The organism is Streptomyces sp. NBC_01235 (assembly GCF_035989285.1).
Taxonomy (GTDB): Bacteria; Actinomycetota; Actinomycetes; order Streptomycetales; family Streptomycetaceae; genus Streptomyces.
This window is the reverse complement of sequence record NZ_CP108513.1, coordinates 9,000,981-9,020,355: the sequence shown is the minus strand read 5'-3', so window position 1 is coordinate 9,020,355 and position 19,375 is coordinate 9,000,981. Positions and strand designations below refer to the sequence as shown.

Annotated in this window: 17 protein-coding genes and 3 pseudogenes; 5 read left to right on the top strand and 15 right to left on the bottom strand. The window is 67.2% G+C overall.

Annotated elements, in window-relative coordinates; genetic code table 11:
* Nucleotides 1-99: 99 nt before the first annotated feature.
* The 3 genes and pseudogenes from OG289_RS40520 to OG289_RS40510 form a co-directional block, all read right to left on the bottom strand.
* Nucleotides 100-2,139 carry a TerD family protein gene (locus OG289_RS40520; RefSeq protein ID WP_327318982.1) on the bottom strand — a complete coding sequence of 680 codons (2,040 nt, stop codon included), beginning with the start codon at nt 2,137-2,139 and terminating at the stop codon, nt 100-102.
* A gap of 345 nt (nt 2,140-2,484) precedes the next feature.
* A pseudogene (locus OG289_RS40515) lies at nt 2,485-2,784 on the bottom strand (hypothetical protein).
* A pseudogene (locus OG289_RS40510) lies at nt 2,781-3,019 on the bottom strand (UTRA domain-containing protein); the annotation flags it as partial. The pseudogenes OG289_RS40515 and OG289_RS40510, both read right to left, overlap by 4 nt.
* 8 nt (nt 3,020-3,027) lie before the next feature.
* Here OG289_RS40510 and OG289_RS40505 point away from each other — a divergent pair.
* Nucleotides 3,028-3,477: pseudogene (locus tag OG289_RS40505) on the top strand (UTRA domain-containing protein); the annotation flags it as partial.
* 48 nt (nt 3,478-3,525) lie between these two features.
* On the opposite strand, the gene OG289_RS40500 reads toward OG289_RS40505, so the two are convergent.
* Nucleotides 3,526-3,840: a hypothetical protein gene (locus OG289_RS40500; RefSeq protein ID WP_327318980.1), complete on the bottom strand. Its 315-nt coding sequence runs from the start codon at nt 3,838-3,840 to the stop codon at nt 3,526-3,528.
* Between the two features lie 531 nt (nt 3,841-4,371).
* Between OG289_RS40500 and OG289_RS40495 the strand changes: the two genes are divergently transcribed.
* Nucleotides 4,372-5,601 carry an IS110 family transposase gene (locus OG289_RS40495; RefSeq protein WP_327313467.1) on the top strand — a complete coding sequence of 410 codons (1,230 nt, stop codon included), beginning with the start codon at nt 4,372-4,374 and terminating at the stop codon, nt 5,599-5,601.
* Between the two features lie 806 nt (nt 5,602-6,407).
* Nucleotides 6,408-7,052 carry an FMN-binding negative transcriptional regulator gene (locus tag OG289_RS40490; protein WP_327318979.1) on the top strand — a complete coding sequence of 215 codons (645 nt, stop codon included), beginning with the start codon at nt 6,408-6,410 and terminating at the stop codon, nt 7,050-7,052.
* 59 nt (nt 7,053-7,111) lie between these two features.
* On the opposite strand, the gene OG289_RS40485 is transcribed toward OG289_RS40490, so the two are convergent.
* The 4 genes from OG289_RS40485 to OG289_RS40470 form a co-directional block, all read right to left on the bottom strand.
* Nucleotides 7,112-7,723: an LmbU family transcriptional regulator gene (locus OG289_RS40485; RefSeq protein WP_327318978.1), complete on the bottom strand. Its 612-nt coding sequence runs from the start codon at nt 7,721-7,723 to the stop codon at nt 7,112-7,114.
* Between the two features lie 661 nt (nt 7,724-8,384).
* Entirely contained in the window at nt 8,385-9,128 is a 744-nt protein-coding gene (locus OG289_RS40480) for a thioesterase II family protein (RefSeq protein WP_327318977.1), read from the bottom strand.
* On the bottom strand, nt 9,125-10,375 hold the full coding sequence (locus tag OG289_RS40475) for a cytochrome P450 (protein WP_327318976.1): 1,251 nt from the start codon (nt 10,373-10,375) through the stop codon (nt 9,125-9,127). Before OG289_RS40475 ends, OG289_RS40480 begins: the two co-directional genes overlap by 4 nt.
* Entirely contained in the window at nt 10,372-10,683 is a 312-nt protein-coding gene (locus tag OG289_RS40470; protein WP_327318975.1) for a phosphopantetheine-binding protein, read from the bottom strand. Before OG289_RS40470 ends, OG289_RS40475 begins: the two co-directional genes overlap by 4 nt.
* Nucleotides 10,684-11,175: 492 nt before the next feature.
* On the opposite strand from OG289_RS40470, the gene OG289_RS40465 reads away from it, so the two are divergent.
* Together OG289_RS40465 and OG289_RS40460 are read left to right on the top strand one after the other, a co-directional pair.
* Nucleotides 11,176-12,429 (top strand): cytochrome P450, encoded by a 1,254-nt coding sequence (locus tag OG289_RS40465; protein WP_442819029.1) that lies wholly within the window; start codon nt 11,176-11,178, stop codon nt 12,427-12,429.
* A gap of 4 nt (nt 12,430-12,433) precedes the next feature.
* Nucleotides 12,434-12,697: a ferredoxin gene (locus tag OG289_RS40460; protein WP_442819028.1), complete on the top strand. Its 264-nt coding sequence runs from the start codon at nt 12,434-12,436 to the stop codon at nt 12,695-12,697.
* A gap of 417 nt (nt 12,698-13,114) precedes the next feature.
* Here the strand turns inward: OG289_RS40460 and OG289_RS40455 are convergent, their stop codons facing one another.
* The 7 genes from OG289_RS40455 to OG289_RS40425 all read right to left on the bottom strand — a co-directional run bounded on the left by OG289_RS40455 (nt 13,115) and on the right by OG289_RS40425 (nt 19,366).
* Nucleotides 13,115-13,963, bottom strand: coding sequence for an ABC transporter permease (locus tag OG289_RS40455; RefSeq protein WP_327318974.1), 849 nt, complete (start codon nt 13,961-13,963; stop codon nt 13,115-13,117).
* On the bottom strand, nt 13,960-14,904 hold the full coding sequence (locus OG289_RS40450; RefSeq protein WP_327318973.1) for an ABC transporter ATP-binding protein: 945 nt from the start codon (nt 14,902-14,904) through the stop codon (nt 13,960-13,962). Before OG289_RS40450 ends, OG289_RS40455 begins: the two co-directional genes overlap by 4 nt.
* A 155-nt stretch (nt 14,905-15,059) precedes the next feature.
* Complete coding sequence (locus OG289_RS40445; RefSeq protein WP_327318972.1) at nt 15,060-15,911, bottom strand: DUF4097 family beta strand repeat-containing protein; 852 nt, start codon at nt 15,909-15,911, stop codon at nt 15,060-15,062.
* A gap of 37 nt (nt 15,912-15,948) precedes the next feature.
* The gene (locus OG289_RS40440) at nt 15,949-16,443 is read right to left on the bottom strand and encodes a toxin-antitoxin system HicB family antitoxin (RefSeq protein ID WP_327318971.1); all 495 of its coding nucleotides are present in this window, start codon (nt 16,441-16,443) and stop codon (nt 15,949-15,951) included.
* A gap of 159 nt (nt 16,444-16,602) precedes the next feature.
* On the bottom strand, nt 16,603-17,805 hold the full coding sequence (locus tag OG289_RS40435; protein WP_327318970.1) for a cytochrome P450: 1,203 nt from the start codon (nt 17,803-17,805) through the stop codon (nt 16,603-16,605).
* A 14-nt stretch (nt 17,806-17,819) separates the two neighbouring features.
* Complete coding sequence (locus OG289_RS40430) at nt 17,820-18,044, bottom strand: MbtH family protein (RefSeq protein WP_327318969.1); 225 nt, start codon at nt 18,042-18,044, stop codon at nt 17,820-17,822.
* The gene (locus OG289_RS40425) at nt 18,041-19,366 is read right to left on the bottom strand and encodes a lysine N(6)-hydroxylase/L-ornithine N(5)-oxygenase family protein (RefSeq protein ID WP_327318968.1); all 1,326 of its coding nucleotides are present in this window, start codon (nt 19,364-19,366) and stop codon (nt 18,041-18,043) included. Before OG289_RS40425 ends, OG289_RS40430 begins: the two co-directional genes overlap by 4 nt.
* Nucleotides 19,367-19,375: the final 9 nt, after the last annotated feature.

Below are 19,375 nucleotides of genomic sequence, written 5' to 3'. Positions count from 1 at the left end.
CAGGGTGCTCGTCCCATTGCGGCTACCCGGCCTCGTGGCGCCCGGCCGTGGACAGTTGCACGTGAACCGCGGCCACGTGCAACTGTCCACGGCCGGACGTCACCCCGTTCCGGCGCGTTCCTTCGCTGTTGCTTGCCGGGGCGTCGGGTGGTCCAGGCGGACTACGACGGTGGTGTAGAAGCGGTGAACGGCGTCGTCGACGCTGCGGATGAAGCCGGATTCGGCGTTCCCGCGACTGCTTCCCATGCTTTTGAACAGCGACAGGCGGAAGCCAGTGATGTGGGTGTCGTTGTTCTTCGGGAGCATGTCCGCCGGCTCCGGGCGGAGCCGCTCCAGCGTGGCCCGTGGCCCACCGGTCTCTCCTTCGACCAGGGTTTCGATGTGGAGGTCTGCTGGGGCCTCGGCCAGGTGGCGGATGAGGCGTTTGGCCCAGGTCAACGGGTAGCCCTGCTCGGGTGCGGGGATCTCGATGGAGGTGCGAAGCTTGCCGGTGCGCAGGTCGGCGCTGATCGCCAGAATTCCGGGTGCGCCCTCGATCCGGAGCTCTGCCTGAAGTCTGCCGTCGAGGCAGAGCTGATCGGCAAGGCGACTGCGGCGCGCTTTCGGATCGGCTCCGCGCTTGGCGCGCTGGACAGGCAGTACCTTCTGTCCGAGTTCGCCACCGAGGCTCAGGCAGATCTGACGGATGAGCCGTTCCCAGCTCTCGACCACGTCCAGTGCGCGCGGGTCGCCCTGGCACAGGGTTTCGTCGTCGATTCCGTTGCGTACGGGGACCCAGGCCGATCCCATGTTCTGGAAGCCGTGGCAGCCGGAGTTCTCATGCCGCAGGTAGTACAGCAGTTCCTGGAGGAGCCAGGCATGCGCCTTGTCTCCGACGCCCTCGTGCCGGATCAGCATCTGCGCCTGGTGGGTGACTTCGGCCCAGGACAGGTGCCAGAGAGCCACCTTGTGCTTGCGCCGTCCGTCGATCTTGACGTCGACGAGCGGGCTGCCTTCCAGCGCGACGTCGTTCGACAGCGTGATCACGGCCTCGTATCCACGGCGGGCGGCGATGTCCACGTATGCCTGCACCTGCTCGGGCTTGAGGTCGTTGCCGTTGGTCTTGGTCTCCACCAGCGCGGTCCATAGTTTGCCGGCCCGCTCGACACGGATAACCCCGTCGGGGCGTCGCGGGGTGTCGCCGTGCGGCAGGGAGACCTCGGTGAACGTCTCCATACGGCCCGACGGTGCTCCGAACGCCGCCGTGAGTCTCCGGCCGAACTCCGGCACCTGCGCCATCACCGACAGCAGTACCGACGTAGCGCGCATCTCACGGTCCCGGTCGCTCTTGAGTACCGAGACCGGAAAGAGCCTGGCCTGCTTCCAGGACTCATTGTCCGCCAGAGACTTCCTGGCCACCCTGGGCACAGTGACCTTCTTCTTCGCAGTTCGAGGCCGTGCCGCCTTCTTCGGCCCCACCTCGTCGCCGGGCGGGCGGGGAGCCGGAACCAAGCCTGGCGCCACTTGCGGTTCCTGCTCAACAGCCGGAGCCTGAACAGCCGTATCAGCCTGCTCGCTGCTCTCTGTACCGTTCAGCGCTTCCTCTGCGCCCGCGTCGTCATCGATGTCGACACCGAAGTCCATCGCCAGACCGGCCAGACCTGTGTCGTAGCCCTGTCCGACAGCACGGAACTTCCACTCGTCCCCACGCCGGTACAACTCGCCGAAGATGATCGCGCCCACCGTGCCTGCGTCATCAATGGCGAACTTGAGGAAGCTCTCGCCGCCCCCGTCGGCCAACGTCACCTTCAGATCTTCCAGTTCCCCGAAGCCGGCTCCCTCGTAGCGGCTCGCCGCTACGACGATCCGGTCAACCCCGGACGGGACCGCAGTCAAGTCGAAGCTGATCCGGTCCTCGTCGCCGCTCTCCGTCGGGGTCTTACCCAGCAGTTGCACACTCCCGTCAGCGGCAACCGGGTTGTTGTAGAAGTAGAAGTCACTGTCACTGCGCACCTTGCCGTTCGCGTCCAGCAGCAGGACGGACACGTCGGCATCCCCTTCACCGGTCGGGCTGACCCAGCTCAAACTCACGATCACCGAACCGGCGTTCTCACTCAGCGCCGTCAGCGCTATGTTCGAGCCCTTGACCATCTCATGCATGTAGCCCCCCAGATCTCGCAACTCGGGCACTTGGCTGCCCCACCCAGGCCACCCACCCCACGCCGGCGTCATGTGACGTACAGCACAACGAAAGACTGTAGTACCCCGATGACGAGACCGTGGGAGCGTCCGGAAACAACCAGCGGCGAGAACCAAGAATCAACAGAGCAGCTCCACAAGCCCCGTCAGCCCGGACCGAGGGAACACACCCCGAGTCGAGCACGCCTTCCCGTCAGGCCCAACCGAAGTGCCGCAAGAGGGAGAGGAACCCGGTTGTCCACGTTCCTCTCCCAGTGCGGGTTGAACGGGAGGCTGCCCCGGCACCCGCCTTGCCGACCGTTCTCCTCAGAAGCGGTGAGGTTCGCTCACCTCAAGGAGGTGACCGCGGTGCTGGTGGCTACGCGAAGCACGTCTCGCAGGGTTCCGGTCCTTCGCCAGGAGTTGCATGTCCTCCGGGCACGCATGCTCGTCGCCGAGGATTTCCGCGGCCTGCTTCAGCAGTTCGGCCGCCGTCTCGAGTTGCTCCGATTCGATGTTGTCGGCCAGGCGGGACATGTAGCCAGCTCTGTCGTCGGTGCTCAGGTAGCAGGGCTTGCCCTCCGGCCCCGACCACGGGAGAAGCCGCAGCTCGTTCTGTGCCGTCATCCTTGCGTCTGCCTCTCGTCGATCACGTGGTGGGTGGTGAAGACCGCGTCGACGCGATCCCCCGGGAACACCAAGAGCGCGGCCTCGACGACGCACCCGGCGGTGTCGGCGGCAACGCGTGTGATCGCGAGTACCGCAGTGGTGGGGTTGATCCGGTGGACGCCTCATCGGGTGTCGGGAGGCGGGCGGAGACCGTCTCCCGAACCTCCGATGACAGAGGGCTCAGCACGGCAAAGCTCTCTAGGGGATCGGGAGAGCCGGACCGACGCCAAGGTGCCGGCACCGGCGGAGATCGCGGCACGGCTGGGCATCGCCGAGGATGAGCTGTGCGTCCGGACGACGTACGAGTTTCTGGCGGACGGCAAGCCTGTGCAACTGTCGACGAGTTGGGAGCCGTACGACCTCACGGCCGGCACTCTCGTCGTCCTGCCCGAGGGAGGGCCGCACGCCGGGACGGGCGTGGTGAACCGCATGGCCGCCATCGGCATCACCGTCAGCCATGCCGTGGAGCAGCCGGAGCCGAGGCAGGCGACCGCCGATGAGGCATCGCTTCTCGGCATCCAGAAGGCCGCGCTCGTCACGCACATCCGGCGGACGTACTACAGCGACGAGGAGCGTCCCGTGGAGACGGCGGACATCGTTGTGCCCGCCGCACACTGCGAGATCGTCTATGAGATCCCGATCAACCGTTAGTGCTGGACCGCGCAAGTTCGCCGGCTGGTGGTCGTGGCGGTTGGAGGTCTACTTGTCGCGCGAGGTCTCGATTTCGACGGCCAGCACGGCCATGTCGCGTAGGTGCGTGTAGTACTTGGCCCCCTGCTCGTCGCCGATCGCGGGGAGAACCTTTTCGAACGCCGCTGTGAGCCTCATCAGGCCTGCGCGACGCCGCTCATTGAGCGGGCCGTTGAGAACACTGGACGCGAATGCGTAGGCGTCCGCGTCAAGCAACACCATGTCCTGGCCTTCGATGTCCAGGCCGCGGAAGCTCGGCGGGAACGGCGTGGCCATATGCTCGGCCATCATCTGTGACAGCATGTCGAGCTTCTCTCCGAACATGCGGGAGATCCTGCCAGGCACGGGTGTGTCGAGGCGCGGCTCCACCTCAACCCGATGAACCTAATTCGTTCTCAACGGCCCACACAGAGCGGTTGTCGCTCCAGCGGGTTGTTCGAGTACGGGGGCTGCGACGCGTCCGGCGAACCGGGTTCATTGAGACCTCCGCATAGAGCGGCGTGCAGTCCCCGTACTCGTGGTGGTGGTCGCGTGGGCATCGGACGGATTCCTACACGAAGCCTGGCTTGAGAAGCCTTGAGCGAAGAGCGAAGCGCTCGCGCCTGCGTGACCGCCACTACCCCAGGCCGTGCTTGCTCGTTGACGTTGGTGGTGCGAGCCCGCTGCATGATGACCTCTCGATATGCCCGAGCTTTGCGAGCTCCCGTCGAGACCGAGGCCCGTGTGACGCGCTGGTGCCACGAACGGCTAGTGAGGTGGCGGACCGGCCTTGTCGCCGAGTCCTGGAATTAGGTCGCCGCGTGGCCCGCATGCGCTCGTGACCAGCGCAAACACCCACGCCATGGGGAGGACGCCTTGATCTACTGCGGAATCGACTGGGCCGAGAGGACGCACGACGTCGCCCTGGTCGACGACTCGGGCCAGCTGATGGCCAAACGCCACATCACGGATGATGCGGCCGGCTACAAGATCTTGTTGGAGATGCTCGCCGAGTACGGCGACACCGAGGAACACCCGATCCCGGTGGCCATCGAGACCTCCCGAGGTCTGCTGGTCGCCGTGCTGCGGCAGGGCAAGCGGAAGGTCTTCGCGATCAACCCGATGGCCGCCGCCCGCTACCGCGACCGGCACAGCGTCTCCCGCAAGAAGTCCGACCCGGGCGACGCCCTGGTGCTCGCGAACATCCTGCGCACCGACATGCACGCCCACCGGGTCTTGCCCGATGACAGCGACCTGGCCCGCGCCATCGCTGTCCTCGCCCGCGCCCAGCAGGACTCCACCTGGAACCGTCAGCAGATTTCCAACCAGCTCCGCTCCCTGCTGCGCGAGTACTACCCAGCCGCCCTGGCGGCGTTCGAGTCCTGGAAGAACGGTCTCTGCCGCCCTGAAGCCCACGAAGTCCTCAAGCTGGCTCCAACTCCCACGCGAGCTGCTCGACTGACTCGCACCCAGCTCCAAGCCGCCCTCAAGCGGGCTGGTCGCCAACGCGGCATCGAAGCCGAGACCGAACGCCTCCGTGAGGTCTTCCGCGAGGACTGCACCCACCATCCTGCCCTCGTCGAGGACGCGCTCGGCAAGCAGATGCTCGCCCTCCTGGTCCAGCTCCAGGCCGCCTGCACGGCTACCGACGACCTCGCCCAGGCTGTGGAGGAAGCTTTCCCTCAGCATCCGGACGCTGAGATCATCCTCAGTTTTCCCGGCCTCGGCGTCCAGCTCGGCGCCCGGGTGCTCGCTGAGATCGGGGACGACCGCGGCCGTTTCGCCGACGCCCGCGGCCTGAAGGCATACGCCGGCTCCTCGCCCATCACCCGGGCTTCCGGCAAGAAGTCCAGCATCACCCGCCGCTGGGTCAAGAACGACCGCCTCAACCACGCCGGCTACCTCTGGGCCTTCTCCGCCCTCCGGGCCTCGCCCGGAGCCATGGCCCACTACCGTCGCCGCCGCGACGAGCGTGGGGACTGGCACGCTGCCGCCCAGCGCAACCTCTTCAACCGCATGCTCGGACAGATGTTCCACTGCCTCCAGCGACGGGAACTGTTCGATGAGAACACCGCATTCCCAACTGCCTTGGCCGCTGCGGCTTGACGACTTGAGGTCGTGAGGTGTCTATGCGGTCACCAGCACTAGTGTGCGCCGCATGACCAAAGACGCCCCGGTCTGTCCTGATTGCGGCCAACCCATGGAGTCCGGTGGCTTCGTACTGTCCAGGCGGGAGGACGACGGCCGACGGGCCTGCCGGTCGCTGTGGAGGTGCGCCGGTCGGCATGTCTCGTGGGGCTGGGCCGACCGGCCGGAGGAGCCATTGGAGACCTGCCCGGCGCCAGAGCTGTTCCGCTGACATTCAACTGCAGCAGGATGCACGGGCGTAGCCCAGGCGCGCTCATATCCTCGTCTGTCGAATGCGTGTCGAAGTAGCCGAACGTCCGCACTCCACGCCCGGAAAATGCCAGGTCAGGCCTGCACGTCCTATGGTCCGCTCAAGTGCCTTCCAAGCGCTTGGCCTGTCCGTACACACGGTTTCCCCTTTTCCACGCAGTGCGGCTCCAGGCCCTTCCGGGGCCGGTGTTCCACGCGGCGCCGGGTCAGCACCTCCCATTGACCGAGCATCAGCAGTTGGATCCGCAATAGGAAGCCGTAGGCATCACCAGCCGCGGCAAGCCGGCCGCGGCGCTTACCGCCCTGCACGACGAGCGAGCCTTTCCGCCCCGGCACACGAGTCGACCGCCTGCCCGCTTCCCGGGAATTCTCCTGACGGTTGAATGGGAATTTCTCGCGTTCTGAAGTTGCCACTTCTTCTTTCATTGCGTCCGGAGACGCCGGCGAGCCATTATGAAGAACCCAGCCGTCCTGCCGACAGGACACGATTGTCACACGACGAAGGTGAGTGCCGTATGTTCGTCCCCAACCACTACCGGGTACCGGACGTTTCATGGATGGTCGACCTGATCCATGGGAATCCGCTGGCACTGATGGTCAGTAATGGAACGCCCGCCGACGGACCGTTCGCCACCCACCTTCCGGTCATCACCGACCCTCACTGGGACGGAGCGCCCGCTGCGGATTTGGCCGGCATGCCCTTGCTGGGCCATATGAATCGGGCCAATCCGCACTGGAAGGCGCTCAACACAGGGTCGGTGATCCTGCTGACGTTCACCGGTCCGCATGCCTATGTCTCGCCCACCGTGTACGATATTACGCCGGCCGCCCCCACATGGAACTTCACCTCCGTGCATGTGCACGGAGTGGTGGAAAGGATCGAGTCGACGGAGGAGACACTGGGCGTCGTGCAGGCCACGGTGCAGGAATTCGAGAAGGAATTCGGCAACGACTGGGACATGCGCGAGTCCGTCGACTACTTCCGGAAGATAGTGCCCGGTGTGGGCGCTTTCCGCGTCCGGGTCACCAAGGCTGAGGGAATGTTCAAGCTCAGCCAGGAACAGAGCCCCGAGGTCCGCGAGCGGGTGGTGCGGTCGTTCGCCGAGCGCGGATGCACCCGGCACGCACAGACGGCGGATCTCATGAGCCGCCTGCCGTAACGGAATTGCCCGTGGCGCGGGGTCCTCACGCCGTAGTGTGCGGACCCCGCCGGTGACGGTCACTCGAAGGGCAGTTGCCGGTCGTCGTCCCTCAGCACCTGGCTGGCGGCGGCATCGAGGGTGGCTGTCACCCACTCCTCCAACTCGGTGCCGGCGTGGTCCGCCGCCTTGTGCCACCACTGGAGCCGGCTGTCGGGCACAGCGAGTCGACGCGTCGCCGCAACGGCGTCAGCCTGCTGCGCGGCGTCCTCGCGCTGGGACCGAATGGCGTGGCGCAGCTGCTTGGTGGTCCACCTCATCCGCTCGGCGCGGTCGAGCCAGGTCTCCTGCTCGCCGTGGGGCAGGGACGCCAGCTCGGCGTGGTGCTGGAAGCTGAGCGCGGAACGTCGCCTGTGCAGCTCAAACCGCCGAGAAACCCAGGCGTAGTTGCGCAGCGTCTGATACCGCAGTCCCGCCGCACGAATACCGCGCTCATATCTGTCGGCATAGTGGTCCTTGCCGTATACGAGCCAGTCACCCAGCCACCAGGACGAGGAATTGAGTAGCCCGGAGAGCTGACGCCCGGCCCGCTCCCACTCCTCGAAGGCGATTCCCTTGGGTATGTGCAGCCCCACGTTTGTGGTGAGGACCTGATTGCGCCGGGTCTCCGTCTCACTGGTTTTCCTGGCCATCGGCACTACCTCGGCCACTTTCCACCGACCAAAGGCGCCCTGGTGTCTTCGACTTGATCAATCATCATGCCTCCGTGTCAACTCGCACGGCGACCGCGCGAGTTCATGATGGTTGCCCATGTGCACTCGGCAGGCATTCACCCCGTTTTTGCACGGCCTTTCCTGGAGAATTCGGGGTGGCCGACCGGCACGCTTCCGAGTAAATCTCGGCGCTGACGCCAGTGCAAGGATCTTGGCGCCATCGAACGCTGCTTCGCGGAGTTCGAAGAGTCCTTCAACCGAGGGGCCAGGCCGCCGGCCTGCGACAACTGGTCCGGTTTCCGCCACGACCGGGCGCCATCCGAGGCGCCAGAACAAGCCAACCGGCCGTCCATGGAGTGGCACCACAGGATGGCTGGATTTGAGGTTTACAACTCTGTAACGCACCCCCGACTTCGGGGGACGGCATGAACCCAGCCAACTCGGCATTCCACTTGGATCATTTCAGCCGAACGATCTTCAAGAGTTGGCGCCGGAACTCACACGCTCCATGGAGCGGGACGCCGGGCTGCCGGACTTCGCAGGGCGCTCGCTGCCCGGCTGGTACCAGCACATGGCCCTTGTCTCGCCGCGTACACCTACCACCGTCCGAGCGGGCTCACCCCGGCGCCATCGCGCACAGTCACCACAGTCGCCAACCGGTCAACGACTTGCGCAGCTCGTCGGGCACGTCCATGAAAGCGTATCGGCCACCGTCGAGCGCCCGGAAGTCGACCGAATCCGAGTACTGACGCCACCCCTCAAGCGCATCGAGGCTCACGTCGGGGTCGTCCCGCCAGTGCAGTACGACGATGGGGCACCGGATCGCGATCGGCTCCACCCGCCGGTAGGTACGCGCGGCGACGTGATCACGGAGCAGCACGGACAAACCCATATCGATCATGTCCGGCCTCGGCTCGATCCCCCGGTTGCGGACGAACGACTCCACCTCGGCGCGCAGTTGGGGCTCGGTCATCGTGAGCATCCGGTCGCGTGAGGCGTCGTGCGGTGCGGGCTGGCCCGACACGATGAGGCAGTCGGGCCCGGGCAGGCCGAGTTCGGCGAGTCGGAGCACGGTCTCGTACGCGGGCAGCGCACCCGAGCAGTGTCCGAAGAACGCGAACGGCCGGTCGAGCAGCGGCTCCAGTGGTTCGACCAGGTCGGCGGCGAGTTCCTCGAAAGTGCCGTAGTGGGGATGACCCAGCCGGTTCTCACGGCCGGGGAACTGCACCGGGCAGACCTCGACGTCGTCCAGCGCTGCCGGCCAGGCGCTGAAAGCCGAAGCCCCGGACCCGGAGAAGGGGAAGCCGAAGATCCGGGCAGGGTGACGGGTGGACTGCGGCCGGACGAACCACGGCGACGCGGCGGCGGTGGAGCCGGATGTCATGGCGTCTTTCGTTTCTGGGCGACGATGGGGAGATGGGTCATCCCGGCGATGAAGTACGACCGCAGGTGCTGCGGTTCGCCGGCGAGCTCGATCGATCCGAACCGCTGGAGCAGTTCCTCGAAGAAGATGCGCAGGGTCATCCGGGCCAGCGGCGCCCCGATGCAGAAGTGCGGTCCGAACCCGAACGCGATCTGGCGCTTCGCGCCGCTCCGCGTGATATCGAACGTGTGCGGATCGGAGAACTGGGACTCGTCCCGGTTGGCTGACCCGATCCACGCCACGACCGCCCCGCCGGCCGGAATCGTGCCCCCGCCGATCTGGGTGTCCTTGACCGCGTACCGCATGAAATTGCAGGCGGCCGACGTCCAGCGCAGCCCTTCCTCGACCAGGTTCGGGATCAGCGACGGTTCGGCCTGCGCCTTCTCGAACTGCTCGGGCCGCTCGATGAGCGCGTGCACCGTGCCCGACACGGTGTGCGGCGTCGTCACATTGGCACCCAGGAGAATGCTGTAGCCGTCGAGGGCGATCTCCTCATCGGTCAGCGGCGCGTCTCCCGCGCGGACGTTCATGAGGTGGTCAAGCAGGCTCCCGTTCTCACCGCCGTCGGACCGCCGCTGTTTGACCCACTGGGTGACGTAGGTGACGAGCTCGTGGTGGGAGATGGCCAGCGTCGCCGCTTCGCTGCCGAGCCGGAAGTGCGGATCCGAGGGGGCCGTCACCATCGCGGTCAGCCGCACGAGTTCGTCCCAGTCCCGCTCCGGGATCCCCAGGAGCGGGCCCGTGACCATCGCCGGGAGGCGCAGCGCCTGCTCGGCCAGGTCGAAGGTGCCGCCGTCGAGCGCCGGTTCGAGGAAGCGCACGATCGCCCGCCGGATCACGTCCTCCCAGGACCTCACCGTCCGCACGGTGAGCTTGGAGCCGATCGACCTGCGGACCTCGGTGTGCCGCGGCGGGTCGGTGGACGTCATCAGCACACCCGCCGCGACGTCGTCCACCCCGAGGTGGGTGACCACCGTGCCGCGCTCCGAGGTGAACTCCCGGTAGTCGCCGAGCACGCGGCAGACGTCGTCATACCGGGTCACCGACCAGAACTCCCTCCCGTCCGGCAGGACTTGGTGGTGCAGGGGCGCCTTCGCCCGCAGCACGTCCCAGATCGGGTGCGGATCGCCCGATGTGTAGAGGTCCAGGTCGAACAGATCGACGCCATCGAGATCGATGGCGCGGCCGGCCCCCGGTGTCAACCTCACCGCAGCGCCCTCCCCTGCTCGATCAACTCGGCGACCCGGGCCGGGGTCAGTGCCAGGTAGAAGTCGCGCACGGAGAGCTGGACGCCGTAGTCCTCCGACACCCGATCGATGATCTGGATCCCGATCAGTGAATTACCTCCGAGCGCGAAGAAGTCATCGTCTGCCCCGACCTCGCGACCGTTGAGGCATTCCGCCCACAGCGCTGAGATCTCCTGTATGAGTGGCGTCGGCGTGCTCGAAGGCTCGTCCTGTCGTTCTGCCGTCTCGTCGTTCTCACTTCGCTGGTAGACCCGCGGCCACGATTCCATTGCGAGAGTTTCCTTTCTCCACCGACAAAGACAAATCCGTTGACTGTGCGCGGCTTTCGCGTGCACCCAGGGGCGGCCGCAACGCCAAGGTAAATTGCCCGGGAAACCCAGGGCAAGAGATGTCAGTGCGGACACCCTGCCGGGCGCTGGTTGTCCCGCCGACAGGACAGTAATCCGGATGCCCGCGCTCTTCGGCTTTTCCTCGCAATGCACGGCCGGCCTGCAAAACTCTTGGACTCCACCATATGTCTCACCGACGTGTACGGTGTGAAGTCGGCTGTTCCTGTCGACCGGATGGTATTGACTCCGGCACCGCCGCGTTGCCTCTTTCTTGCCTTGAAATCGTGCCAGATGTCCTTCCCGGTACGACCGCGACCGCATTCCAAGTCACGAGGACCGACGAGGACTTGGCGCCCCAGAATATCGAGAGATCTTGCCTTGGCGCCACAGTGGCGCCACACTGGCGTCGCCGCCCTTTGCTCTGGAGGACACATGCAGAACGAACCGATGACCTGCCCAGCCGGGCACACCTCCGCCGCGAGCGAGGGGGAGACAGAGCTTCGAGAGCCGGTGGTCCTCCCCATGGGACGTGCCGCGAGCGATCCCTTCGACCCCCCTGCCGGGCTGGACAAGTTGCGCGACCAGGACCCGTTGGTGCGGATGCGGTACCCCGATGGGCACATCGGCTGGCTGGCCACCGGGTACGCCACGGTGCGGTCGATCTTCGCCGACCAGCGATTCAGTGCGCGGCATGAGCTCGTCCACTACCCGCTCGCCGATGTCGGCCAGTTGCCGCCCGCACCGGTCGGTGACATGACCGGGCTCGACGCCCCCGAGCACACCCGCTTCCGGAAGCTGCTGATCAGCAAGTTCACCGTACGCCGGATGCGCGAACTGACCGAGCGGGTCGAGGAGATCACCACCGAGTGCCTGGACGCGATGGAGCGCAAGGGCGGCCCGGTCGATCTGGTGGAGGCGTTCGCCCAGCCGATCCCCTCGCTGATGATCTGCGAGTTGCTGGGCGTCCCGAGCGCCGACCGGGACAGGTTCCAGCAGTGGGCGAAGATGATGACCAGCGAGCTCTCCGACCAGCAGGCGCAGGAGGAAGCGACCGTCGCGTTCGAGGCGTACATGGCCGAACTGGTCTCCTCCAAGCGCGCCCACCCCACCGACGACCTGCTCGGCGACATCACGGCTTCCGACCTCACGGAGGAGGAACTCACCGGAGTCAGCGTCCTCCTGCTCGCCGCCGGCCTGGAAACCGTGGCGAACATGCTCTCCCTCGGTACGTTCGCTCTGCTCAGCCATCCGGAGCAGCTCGCCGCCCTGCGCGGGGACCCGGACCTCGCCCCGCTGGCCGTGGAGGAGCTGATGCGCTATCTGACCATTGCGCACACCACCGTCAAGGCGGCCCTGGAGGACGTCGAACTGAACGGCAAGCTCATCAAGGCCGGAGATTCCGTCACCATATCCACCGAGGCCGCCAACCGCGATCCGCTGCGCTTCCCCGACCCGGACACCCTCGACCTGCGCCGCAAGGCCACCGGCCAGCTGGGCTTCGGTCACGGCATCCACCAGTGTCTGGGACAGCAGCTGGCCCGCGTTGAGATGCAGGTGGCGCTGCCTGCTCTGCTCACTCGCTTCCCCACCCTGCGCCTGGCCGTACCTGTCGGCGACGTTCCGCACCGGCCCAACCCGAACATCCACGGGCTGCACAGCCTCCCGGTGACCTGGGACGAGGCCTGATCCGATGGCCACGGAAGACCCCGCGGGCCTCGAGGATCGTGAACTTCGTGGATCCGACGGGGAGACGGAGATACAGATCCGAACCGACCGGGAGCTCTGCATAGGTGCCGGGATGTGCACCCTGACCGCACCCGAAGTGTTCGACCAGGACAGTGAGGACGGCCTCGTCCTGCTGCTGCGCACTCGGCTGCCGCGCACCGCCCCGGACTCGGAGGCCGCTCACGACGCCGCCGGTCTGTGCCCCGCCGAGGCCATCTCCATCGGGTGACGCGGCGCCGCCGGCCTATGAAGCCAGGGTCCCTCGGCAGCTCGGGGTACGAACCGACCGAGCTGCCGAGGGACCCTGTTGTCGCAGGAGCGGGTCCGCCATGCCGACGTTCGAGACACCCGCACCTGTCCGCGTGGTCCTCAACCTGATGATCGGCCATGTCCGGATCGTCGTAAGCGACCGCGCTGAGACAAACAGTGAAGGGTGCGCGGAGTCGGCCGCATCCGCACCGAGCAGGGCAGCATCAGGATCAGCCGGGCGCACGCCGACGGGGAGGGCCGGACGATCCAAGGCGGAATGAGTCCGCTCGCGCGCTCAAGACCCTGTCGGGGAACAGCGGCAGGTCATCCGCCCACAGCGCAGGCCGAGCAGGCACTGGTCGACCTCACCACCGAGATCCCCGACAGGGCCGGTCACTCAGCCGACCCGCTGGAGCGCCTTCTCGCGCCGCTCCGCAACCGTGGACCCCGACTCGCGGCGGGCCATACGGCGCAGTATGAACGGGGCGACTGCCAGGCCGATCACGGCCCAGGCGCCGAGCACGGCCACGGTCTCCAGATGCCGCCAGGACTCACCGATCTCGACGGCCACCGCACTGTCCGGCAGCAGCGCCGAGCGCATGCCGAGGCCGAGCCAGTAGACCGGGAAGAACTGGGCGATCACCTGCACCCAGTCCGGCATCGAGGTGACCGGGTAGAAGATGCCCGAGCCGGCAATCATGGCCATCATCGGCATCATGATCAGCCCCTGGCTGCGCGTGCTGGTGAACGCCGAGCCCAGCACCGCCCCGATCGGCAGGGTGGCGATCAGGCCCAGAGCCAGCACCCACAGCAGGGTCAGCCAGGCATCCGGGCTGCCGACCGAGAGTCCGGGGACGATCAGCAGGCCCGGGATCAGGAAGATCGCAAGGTCGACGATCAGCCCGAGCGTGACGAAGACGATCTTGCCGGTGAGGTAGCCGGCCACCCCGTTCGGCGTGGCCTTCGCACGCAGCAGCGTGCCGTCCTCGCGTTCCATCGTCAGCAGCTGGCTCATGGTGATCATGGCCATCGCGGAGTTCATGCCGAGAATGCTCGGGAGGACGAGCGTGCCGAGGTCGAAGCCGGTGTCACCGAAGGAGACGTCCCGCACGAAGTAGGTGACGAGCAGCATCAGCACCGGCCACAGGAAATGGTTGAGGAGGTCCCCGGCATTGGTGAGGGACTGCCGCAGTTCGATCAGTCCGCTGGACCAGCCGGCCCGCAGCGCGGTCATGGTCGGGCTCATCGGACCACCTCGTACGACTCGTTGTCGGATTCTGTCGTGTGGGCGTCGGCGCGCTCGCCGGACTCGGCCCGGCGCACCAGGGTGAGATAGGTGTCCTCGAGCGAGGCCCGGCGGACTTCCAGGTCGCTGATCCCGTCGCCGTGCCGCTCGAAGAGCTCGCGGACGAACCGGGTGGATTCCGTGGTGGTGTGCTCGTGGCGGCGACCCTCCAGGGTCCACCGCACGTGGTCCTCGCCGGCGATCCGGCGGGCCAGTTCCGCCGCGGTGCCGTCGGCGATGATGCGGCCGCCGTCGAGCACCATGATGCGGTCGGCGAGCTTCTCGGCCTCGGACAGGTCGTGGGTGGTGAGCACGATCGTTGTGTGCCGCTGGGCGGCGAGGCTCTCCACCAGTTCGTGGAACTCGTGCCGGGCCACCGGGTCGAGGCCGGCGGTCGGCTCGTCGAGGAACAGGAGCTCGGGGCGGCCTACGAGGCCAATGGCCACGTCCAGCCTGCGACGCTGCCCGCCAGACAGCATCCGGACCTTCTTCTGGGCCTGCTGTGTCAGCCCGATGGCCGCGATGAGCTCGTCCGCGTCCCACGGGCGGATGATCTCCCCGGTGGTGTAGGGCGCGTAGTAGCGGCCGAGGTGGGTCAGCAGTTCGCGAACGCGCCACCGGCCGTGGTCACGCCACGACTGCAGCACGACCCCGATCCGGGCCCGCCACCGCTCGTCGGCGTGCGCCGGGTCGGTGCCGAGCACCTCGACCCGGCCGGCCGACCGCATCCGGAAGCCTTCCAGGATCTCCAAGGCCGTTGTCTTGCCGGCGCCGTTCGGCCCCAGGAGGCAGACGACTTCACCGTGGTGCACACGCAGGGTCACGTCACGCAGGACTTCCGTGGCGCCGTAGCGCATGCGCAAGCCCTCGACATCGAGGATGGCCTCTTCGCGCGCTGTCATGGTTGATTCCCCAGTCTTCAGACACACACGCCCGTCCGGGCATGTGGATGGGAGGTGCGGTCCGGAGACCGCCGGGGGATACGGTCTCCGGCCCGCGGCTTGGCAGCCCGCGGGGCAACTCCGCCTCGGTTTCGGCGGGAGGGCCTACCTGGTGGTCACCAGGCGCGGCGGACGACGATGTCCCCGTCGAAGGTCCGGGCACGCACCTGAACGACGTCGTCGCTGTCAGCGGGGCCCGCCACCTCTTCCAGCCGGCTGTGCACACTGCCGGCCACCGTGCTGATGTCGAGCTTGGCCGCGCTGCCCTCGCGGATACCGATCTCGATCTCGGCGGACGCGGCCGTGACCTGCACCGAGCCACGCCTGACCTCGGCGAGCCGGACAGTGCCATGGGCCGTCTTGACCTGGACACCGTCGTGCGCCCGGTCGACCTGGAAGTCGCCGGTCATGCCGGTCAGCTTGGCACTGCCGGTGATCTCGCCGACCCAGGTCTCCCCCATGTCGTTGCCGATCTCGGCGGTGCCGTGGATCTCGTCGGCCCGGATCGCACCGGAGCCGTTCGCGATCTTGGCGTGTCCCTCGATGCCGGCAACGGTGATCTCGCCACGGGACGTGGCCAAGCGCACCGGGCCGGTCCGGTCCAGGCGGATGTCGCCCTCGGCGACGTTGAATCGGCACTCTCCGAGAAGTCCCGTCGAGCGCAGTGTCCCCCAGGCGATGGTGCCTCGTAGTTGCGAGCCCGCGGGCAGTTCCACGGACACGTCGATCGAACCGCCGGATGGCGTGGCCCCCGAATTGCGGCGCGGCGAGGGGCCCTTGACCAGCAGCTTGCCACGACTGAAGTCCACCCGGGTCTGCTCGGCGGCCCGCACATCGGCGGCGACGGCGTCGTTCCCGGGCCGGATCTCGACGACGGTGTCGACACGTTTGCCCGCGATGAGCTGGACATCACCCGAACCGATCTCGATCCGGACCGAGATCGGTTCGGGGGTGTCATACATGGCCATGCCGGATCTCCCTGGTGAACTGGTGCGGTCGCGCCGCCTACCGCACCCAACCCGTGACGTGCCGCTGCCCGGACGACGGGCGCCGCTGCGGGTGACTCGGGACGGCGTGCAGCGTGTCGTTGACGGCCCGTACGAGCCAGGCGTTGACCGAGAGTCCGCTCTGCCTCGCCGCCTCCTCGATCCGGGCCTTGAGCGGCCCGGGCACGCGGAAGTTGATGCGCGCCGGAGTGCCCTCCGCCTGCGGATCCGTGACGGACGGGGCAGTCATGTCCTCGTGGAACGCCTCGGACGGCGCCTGGGTCACCACGAAGCTCGGATCCAGGCCCTGCAGACGGATGTCGACCGATCCTGGGGCGAACTCCCGGGAGATCTCGTCCGCGGCTGCCGACAGCACCTCAAGGAGCATCAGCCGGACGGACGCGTCGAGCGACGCGAGCAATCGCTCCGCCAGAGCGTGCGGCTCCTCACCGGTCGCAGCCGCCGTGGCGAGGAACTCGCGGCGGAGGTTGTCGACGTAGGGCGTCAACTTCATGGCGCTATCGTGGCACACGTATGGCGCCATGTCCAAGACGCTGCCCCGCGACCAGCCCAACCGCTGGACGGGCTTCTCGTGGAAGCCCGTCCAGCGGACTCGGTCATCCATCGCGCCATCACGACGCAACCGTGAACGCCCTTCGGGCGGCGACCGGTCTCAGGCCGGTACAACGCGCACCGGCAGACTGTTCACCCCCGTGGTGTCGAAGCCGAGCGAGAACTTTGGCACGGCGTCCGGATCCGTGCGCAGCTCCTTGTAGCGGTCGAACAGCAGGTTCATGGCCACCCGGCCCTCCATCCGGGCCAGCGGCGCGCCCAGGCAGAAGTGGATGCCGCGGCCGAACCCGAGGTGCTTGTTGGGGGTGCGGCCGGCGTCGAAGGAGTGCGGGTCGGCGAACTGGCGCGGATCACGGTTGGCCGAGCCGTACCACACCAGCACCATCTTGCCCTTCTCCATGCGCTGCCCGGCGACCTCCACCTCACGGGTGGTGGCCCGGTAGGTGGCGGCGACGGGGCTGAGGTAGCGCATCGACTCCTCCAGCAGGCTCGGCACCAGCGAGCGGTCGCCACGCACCCGCGCCGCCTGGTCGGCGTAGTGGTCGAGGCACAGGACAGTGTTGCCGATCAGCATGGTGGTGGTCAGATAGCCCGCGATCAGCAGCATCTTGCCGAAGTTGACGATGTGGTTGTCGGTCAGCCGCTGCCCGCCCACCTCGGCCTCGATGAGCCGTCCCATCAGGTCGTCCTGGCGGGCCCGCCGTCGGCTCTGCGCGGTGTGCTCGCGCAGGTACTCGAGCATCTCCCGCATCGGGCCCATGGATTCCGCGAAGACGCGCTCCTGCTCCTCGACGTCGTCGGACATCGACAGGTCGCCGAGGCTCTCGGTCATGCCCCGCATCCACTTCTCCACCAGATGCTGATCACTGCGTGGGATGCTCAGCAGTTCGGCGACCACGGTCACCGGCAGCGGATAGGCGAGGCTCGACATCAGGTCGAACCGGTCCTCCCCGGCGACCGCGTCGAGCAGTTCGTGGGTGAGTGCCGTGATCCGCGGTTCGAGGTCGGCGACGACCTTCGGGGTGAAAGCGTGGCTGACCAGCTTGCGCAGCTCACGGTGGTCCGGCGGGTCGGTCTGCAGCAGGTCGCCCTCGGTGAACGACTCGTCGACGCCCATCGGCACCAGGCTCGAGGTTTCGGACGAGAAGGTGCCCGGGTCACTGAGGATCTCGACGGCCTCGGGGTACCCGTAGACGATGTAGGCGTCCATCTGCTCGTCGAACGTGACCTGTTGCCCAGGCTCACGTCCGTAGAGCCAGAAGTGCTCCGGGTGGATGCCCCACCGTTCGGCCAGTGAAGTCATTGGGGACGTACTCCTCATGATGCCTGGTCGGCGGCCATCGCCTCGCGCAGCGAGCGCGGACGCATGTCGGTCCAGTTCTCCTCGACGTACGCGAGGCACTTCTCCCGGCTCTCGTCGCGCAGCGCGATCCGCCAGCCGTCCGGCACCTCGGCGAACGTGGGCCACAGCGAGTGCTGCCCCTCGTCGTTGACGAGGACGTGGAAGCGGCCTTCGGTGTCGTCGAACGGGTTGGTACTCATGCGGAGACTCCCCTTTCCTGGGCGGCGGTGCGCCCGGTCACGATCGAGTGCGCGATCTCGCCGCTGCGTACGGCGATGTTGGACAGCAGTGACGACGACAGTCCGTGAGTGTGTTCCGCGCCGCCCTGCAGGTAGATGCCGCACGTCAGGTCGTCCGCACCGAGCAGGCGGTAGTCGCGGGCGATGCGGTAGCGGCCGTCGTCGTCCTGCAGCAGACGGCCGTCGAGGCCGGACAGTATCCCGGCGGGGTCCATCGGTTCGTACCCGGTGGCGCACACCAGGACGTCGACGTCGAGGTCGTAGGTGTCGTCGTCGATCAGCGAGTGGACGGTGACGCGGGTGTCCTGGGCGACCCGCTTGGCGTCCACGACCCGGGACAGCCGCGCGAACCGCAGCCGCCGCCGGCCGTCGGCCTCGTCGTCGCCGGCGCGCCGGTACAGGTCGCGGATCACCTCGTCGTCCACGACCGAGTAGTTGGTGTTCTTGTGGTAACGCCATATGGCGTCCTTGGCGCGCTGGGTGCCGCGGTAGAAGTCGTCAACGGCTGCCGGATCGAAGACCTCGTTCGCGAAGGGGGTGTTGTCCGCGATGGCGTAGCCGTACGACGGCAGGATCGCGTGCACCGTCGCGTCGGGCACCGTGTCGTACAGGAACCGGACTATCTCGGCGGCGCTCTGGCCCGCGCCGACGACGGCCACCCGCTTCAGCCCGCCCTTCTTCCACGCACGGAAGTTGTGCAGGAAGGCCGAGCTGTGCCAGACGTGCGCGTCCCGCTCCAGGCCGACCGGCATCCTCGGCACAAGGCCGGTGGAGACGACGACGTTGCGTGCCTCGACATGGCGCGTGCCGCCCGGCGCGCTCGCGTCACGCAGCACGACGCGCAGCCGGTCCACGGCGCCGATGTCGGGGTGCGGCAGCGGTTCGATGGCGATGACCTCCGTGCCGTACGAGACATGGTGGCGCACCTTGGACTCGGCCCACTCCAGGTAGGAGTGGAATTCGCGCCGGGTCGGGAAGAAGTCGCAGTTGTTCACGAACTGCGCCAGTCGGCCGGTCTCGTGCAGATACGCCACGAAGCTGAAGGCCGACGTCGGGTTGCGGAAGGTGGCCAGGTCCTTGAGGAAGGAGACCTGCATCTTCGCGGAGGGCATCAGCATGCCCTGGTGCCAGCTCAGCGACGGCTGGCGCTCGAAGAACCTGGCCGTCACCGGCTCCGGGCCCTCCTGAAGTGCGATGGCGAGCGACAGGTTGGAGGGCCCGAAGCCGATGCCGACCACGTCGTACGTCTCCGGTGCGCGCAGGTCGGATTCTTTGGTGTCCACAGAGTTGTC

What these genes read in the sequence shown, in the direction of transcription:
- OG289_RS40520 (WP_327318982.1), bottom strand. Translation starts at nt 2,139, where the DNA reads ATGCATGAGATGGTCAAGGGCTCGAACATAGCGCTGACGGCGCTGAGT.
- OG289_RS40500 (WP_327318980.1), bottom strand. Translation starts at nt 3,840, where the DNA reads ATGTTCGGAGAGAAGCTCGACATGCTGTCACAGATGATGGCCGAGCAT.
- OG289_RS40490 (WP_327318979.1), top strand. Translation starts at nt 6,408, where the DNA reads ATGTTCGTCCCCAACCACTACCGGGTACCGGACGTTTCATGGATGGTC.
- OG289_RS40485 (WP_327318978.1), bottom strand. Translation starts at nt 7,723, where the DNA reads ATGGCCAGGAAAACCAGTGAGACGGAGACCCGGCGCAATCAGGTCCTC.
- OG289_RS40480 (WP_327318977.1), bottom strand. Translation starts at nt 9,128, where the DNA reads ATGACATCCGGCTCCACCGCCGCCGCGTCGCCGTGGTTCGTCCGGCCG.
- OG289_RS40470 (WP_327318975.1), bottom strand. Translation starts at nt 10,683, where the DNA reads ATGGAATCGTGGCCGCGGGTCTACCAGCGAAGTGAGAACGACGAGACG.
- OG289_RS40465 (WP_442819029.1), top strand. Translation starts at nt 11,176, where the DNA reads ATGCAGAACGAACCGATGACCTGCCCAGCCGGGCACACCTCCGCCGCG.
- OG289_RS40460 (WP_442819028.1), top strand. Translation starts at nt 12,434, where the DNA reads ATGGCCACGGAAGACCCCGCGGGCCTCGAGGATCGTGAACTTCGTGGA.
- OG289_RS40455 (WP_327318974.1), bottom strand. Translation starts at nt 13,963, where the DNA reads ATGAGCCCGACCATGACCGCGCTGCGGGCCGGCTGGTCCAGCGGACTG.
- OG289_RS40450 (WP_327318973.1), bottom strand. Translation starts at nt 14,904, where the DNA reads ATGACAGCGCGCGAAGAGGCCATCCTCGATGTCGAGGGCTTGCGCATG.
- OG289_RS40445 (WP_327318972.1), bottom strand. Translation starts at nt 15,911, where the DNA reads ATGGCCATGTATGACACCCCCGAACCGATCTCGGTCCGGATCGAGATC.
- OG289_RS40440 (WP_327318971.1), bottom strand. Translation starts at nt 16,443, where the DNA reads ATGAAGTTGACGCCCTACGTCGACAACCTCCGCCGCGAGTTCCTCGCC.
- OG289_RS40435 (WP_327318970.1), bottom strand. Translation starts at nt 17,805, where the DNA reads ATGACTTCACTGGCCGAACGGTGGGGCATCCACCCGGAGCACTTCTGG.
- OG289_RS40430 (WP_327318969.1), bottom strand. Translation starts at nt 18,044, where the DNA reads ATGAGTACCAACCCGTTCGACGACACCGAAGGCCGCTTCCACGTCCTC.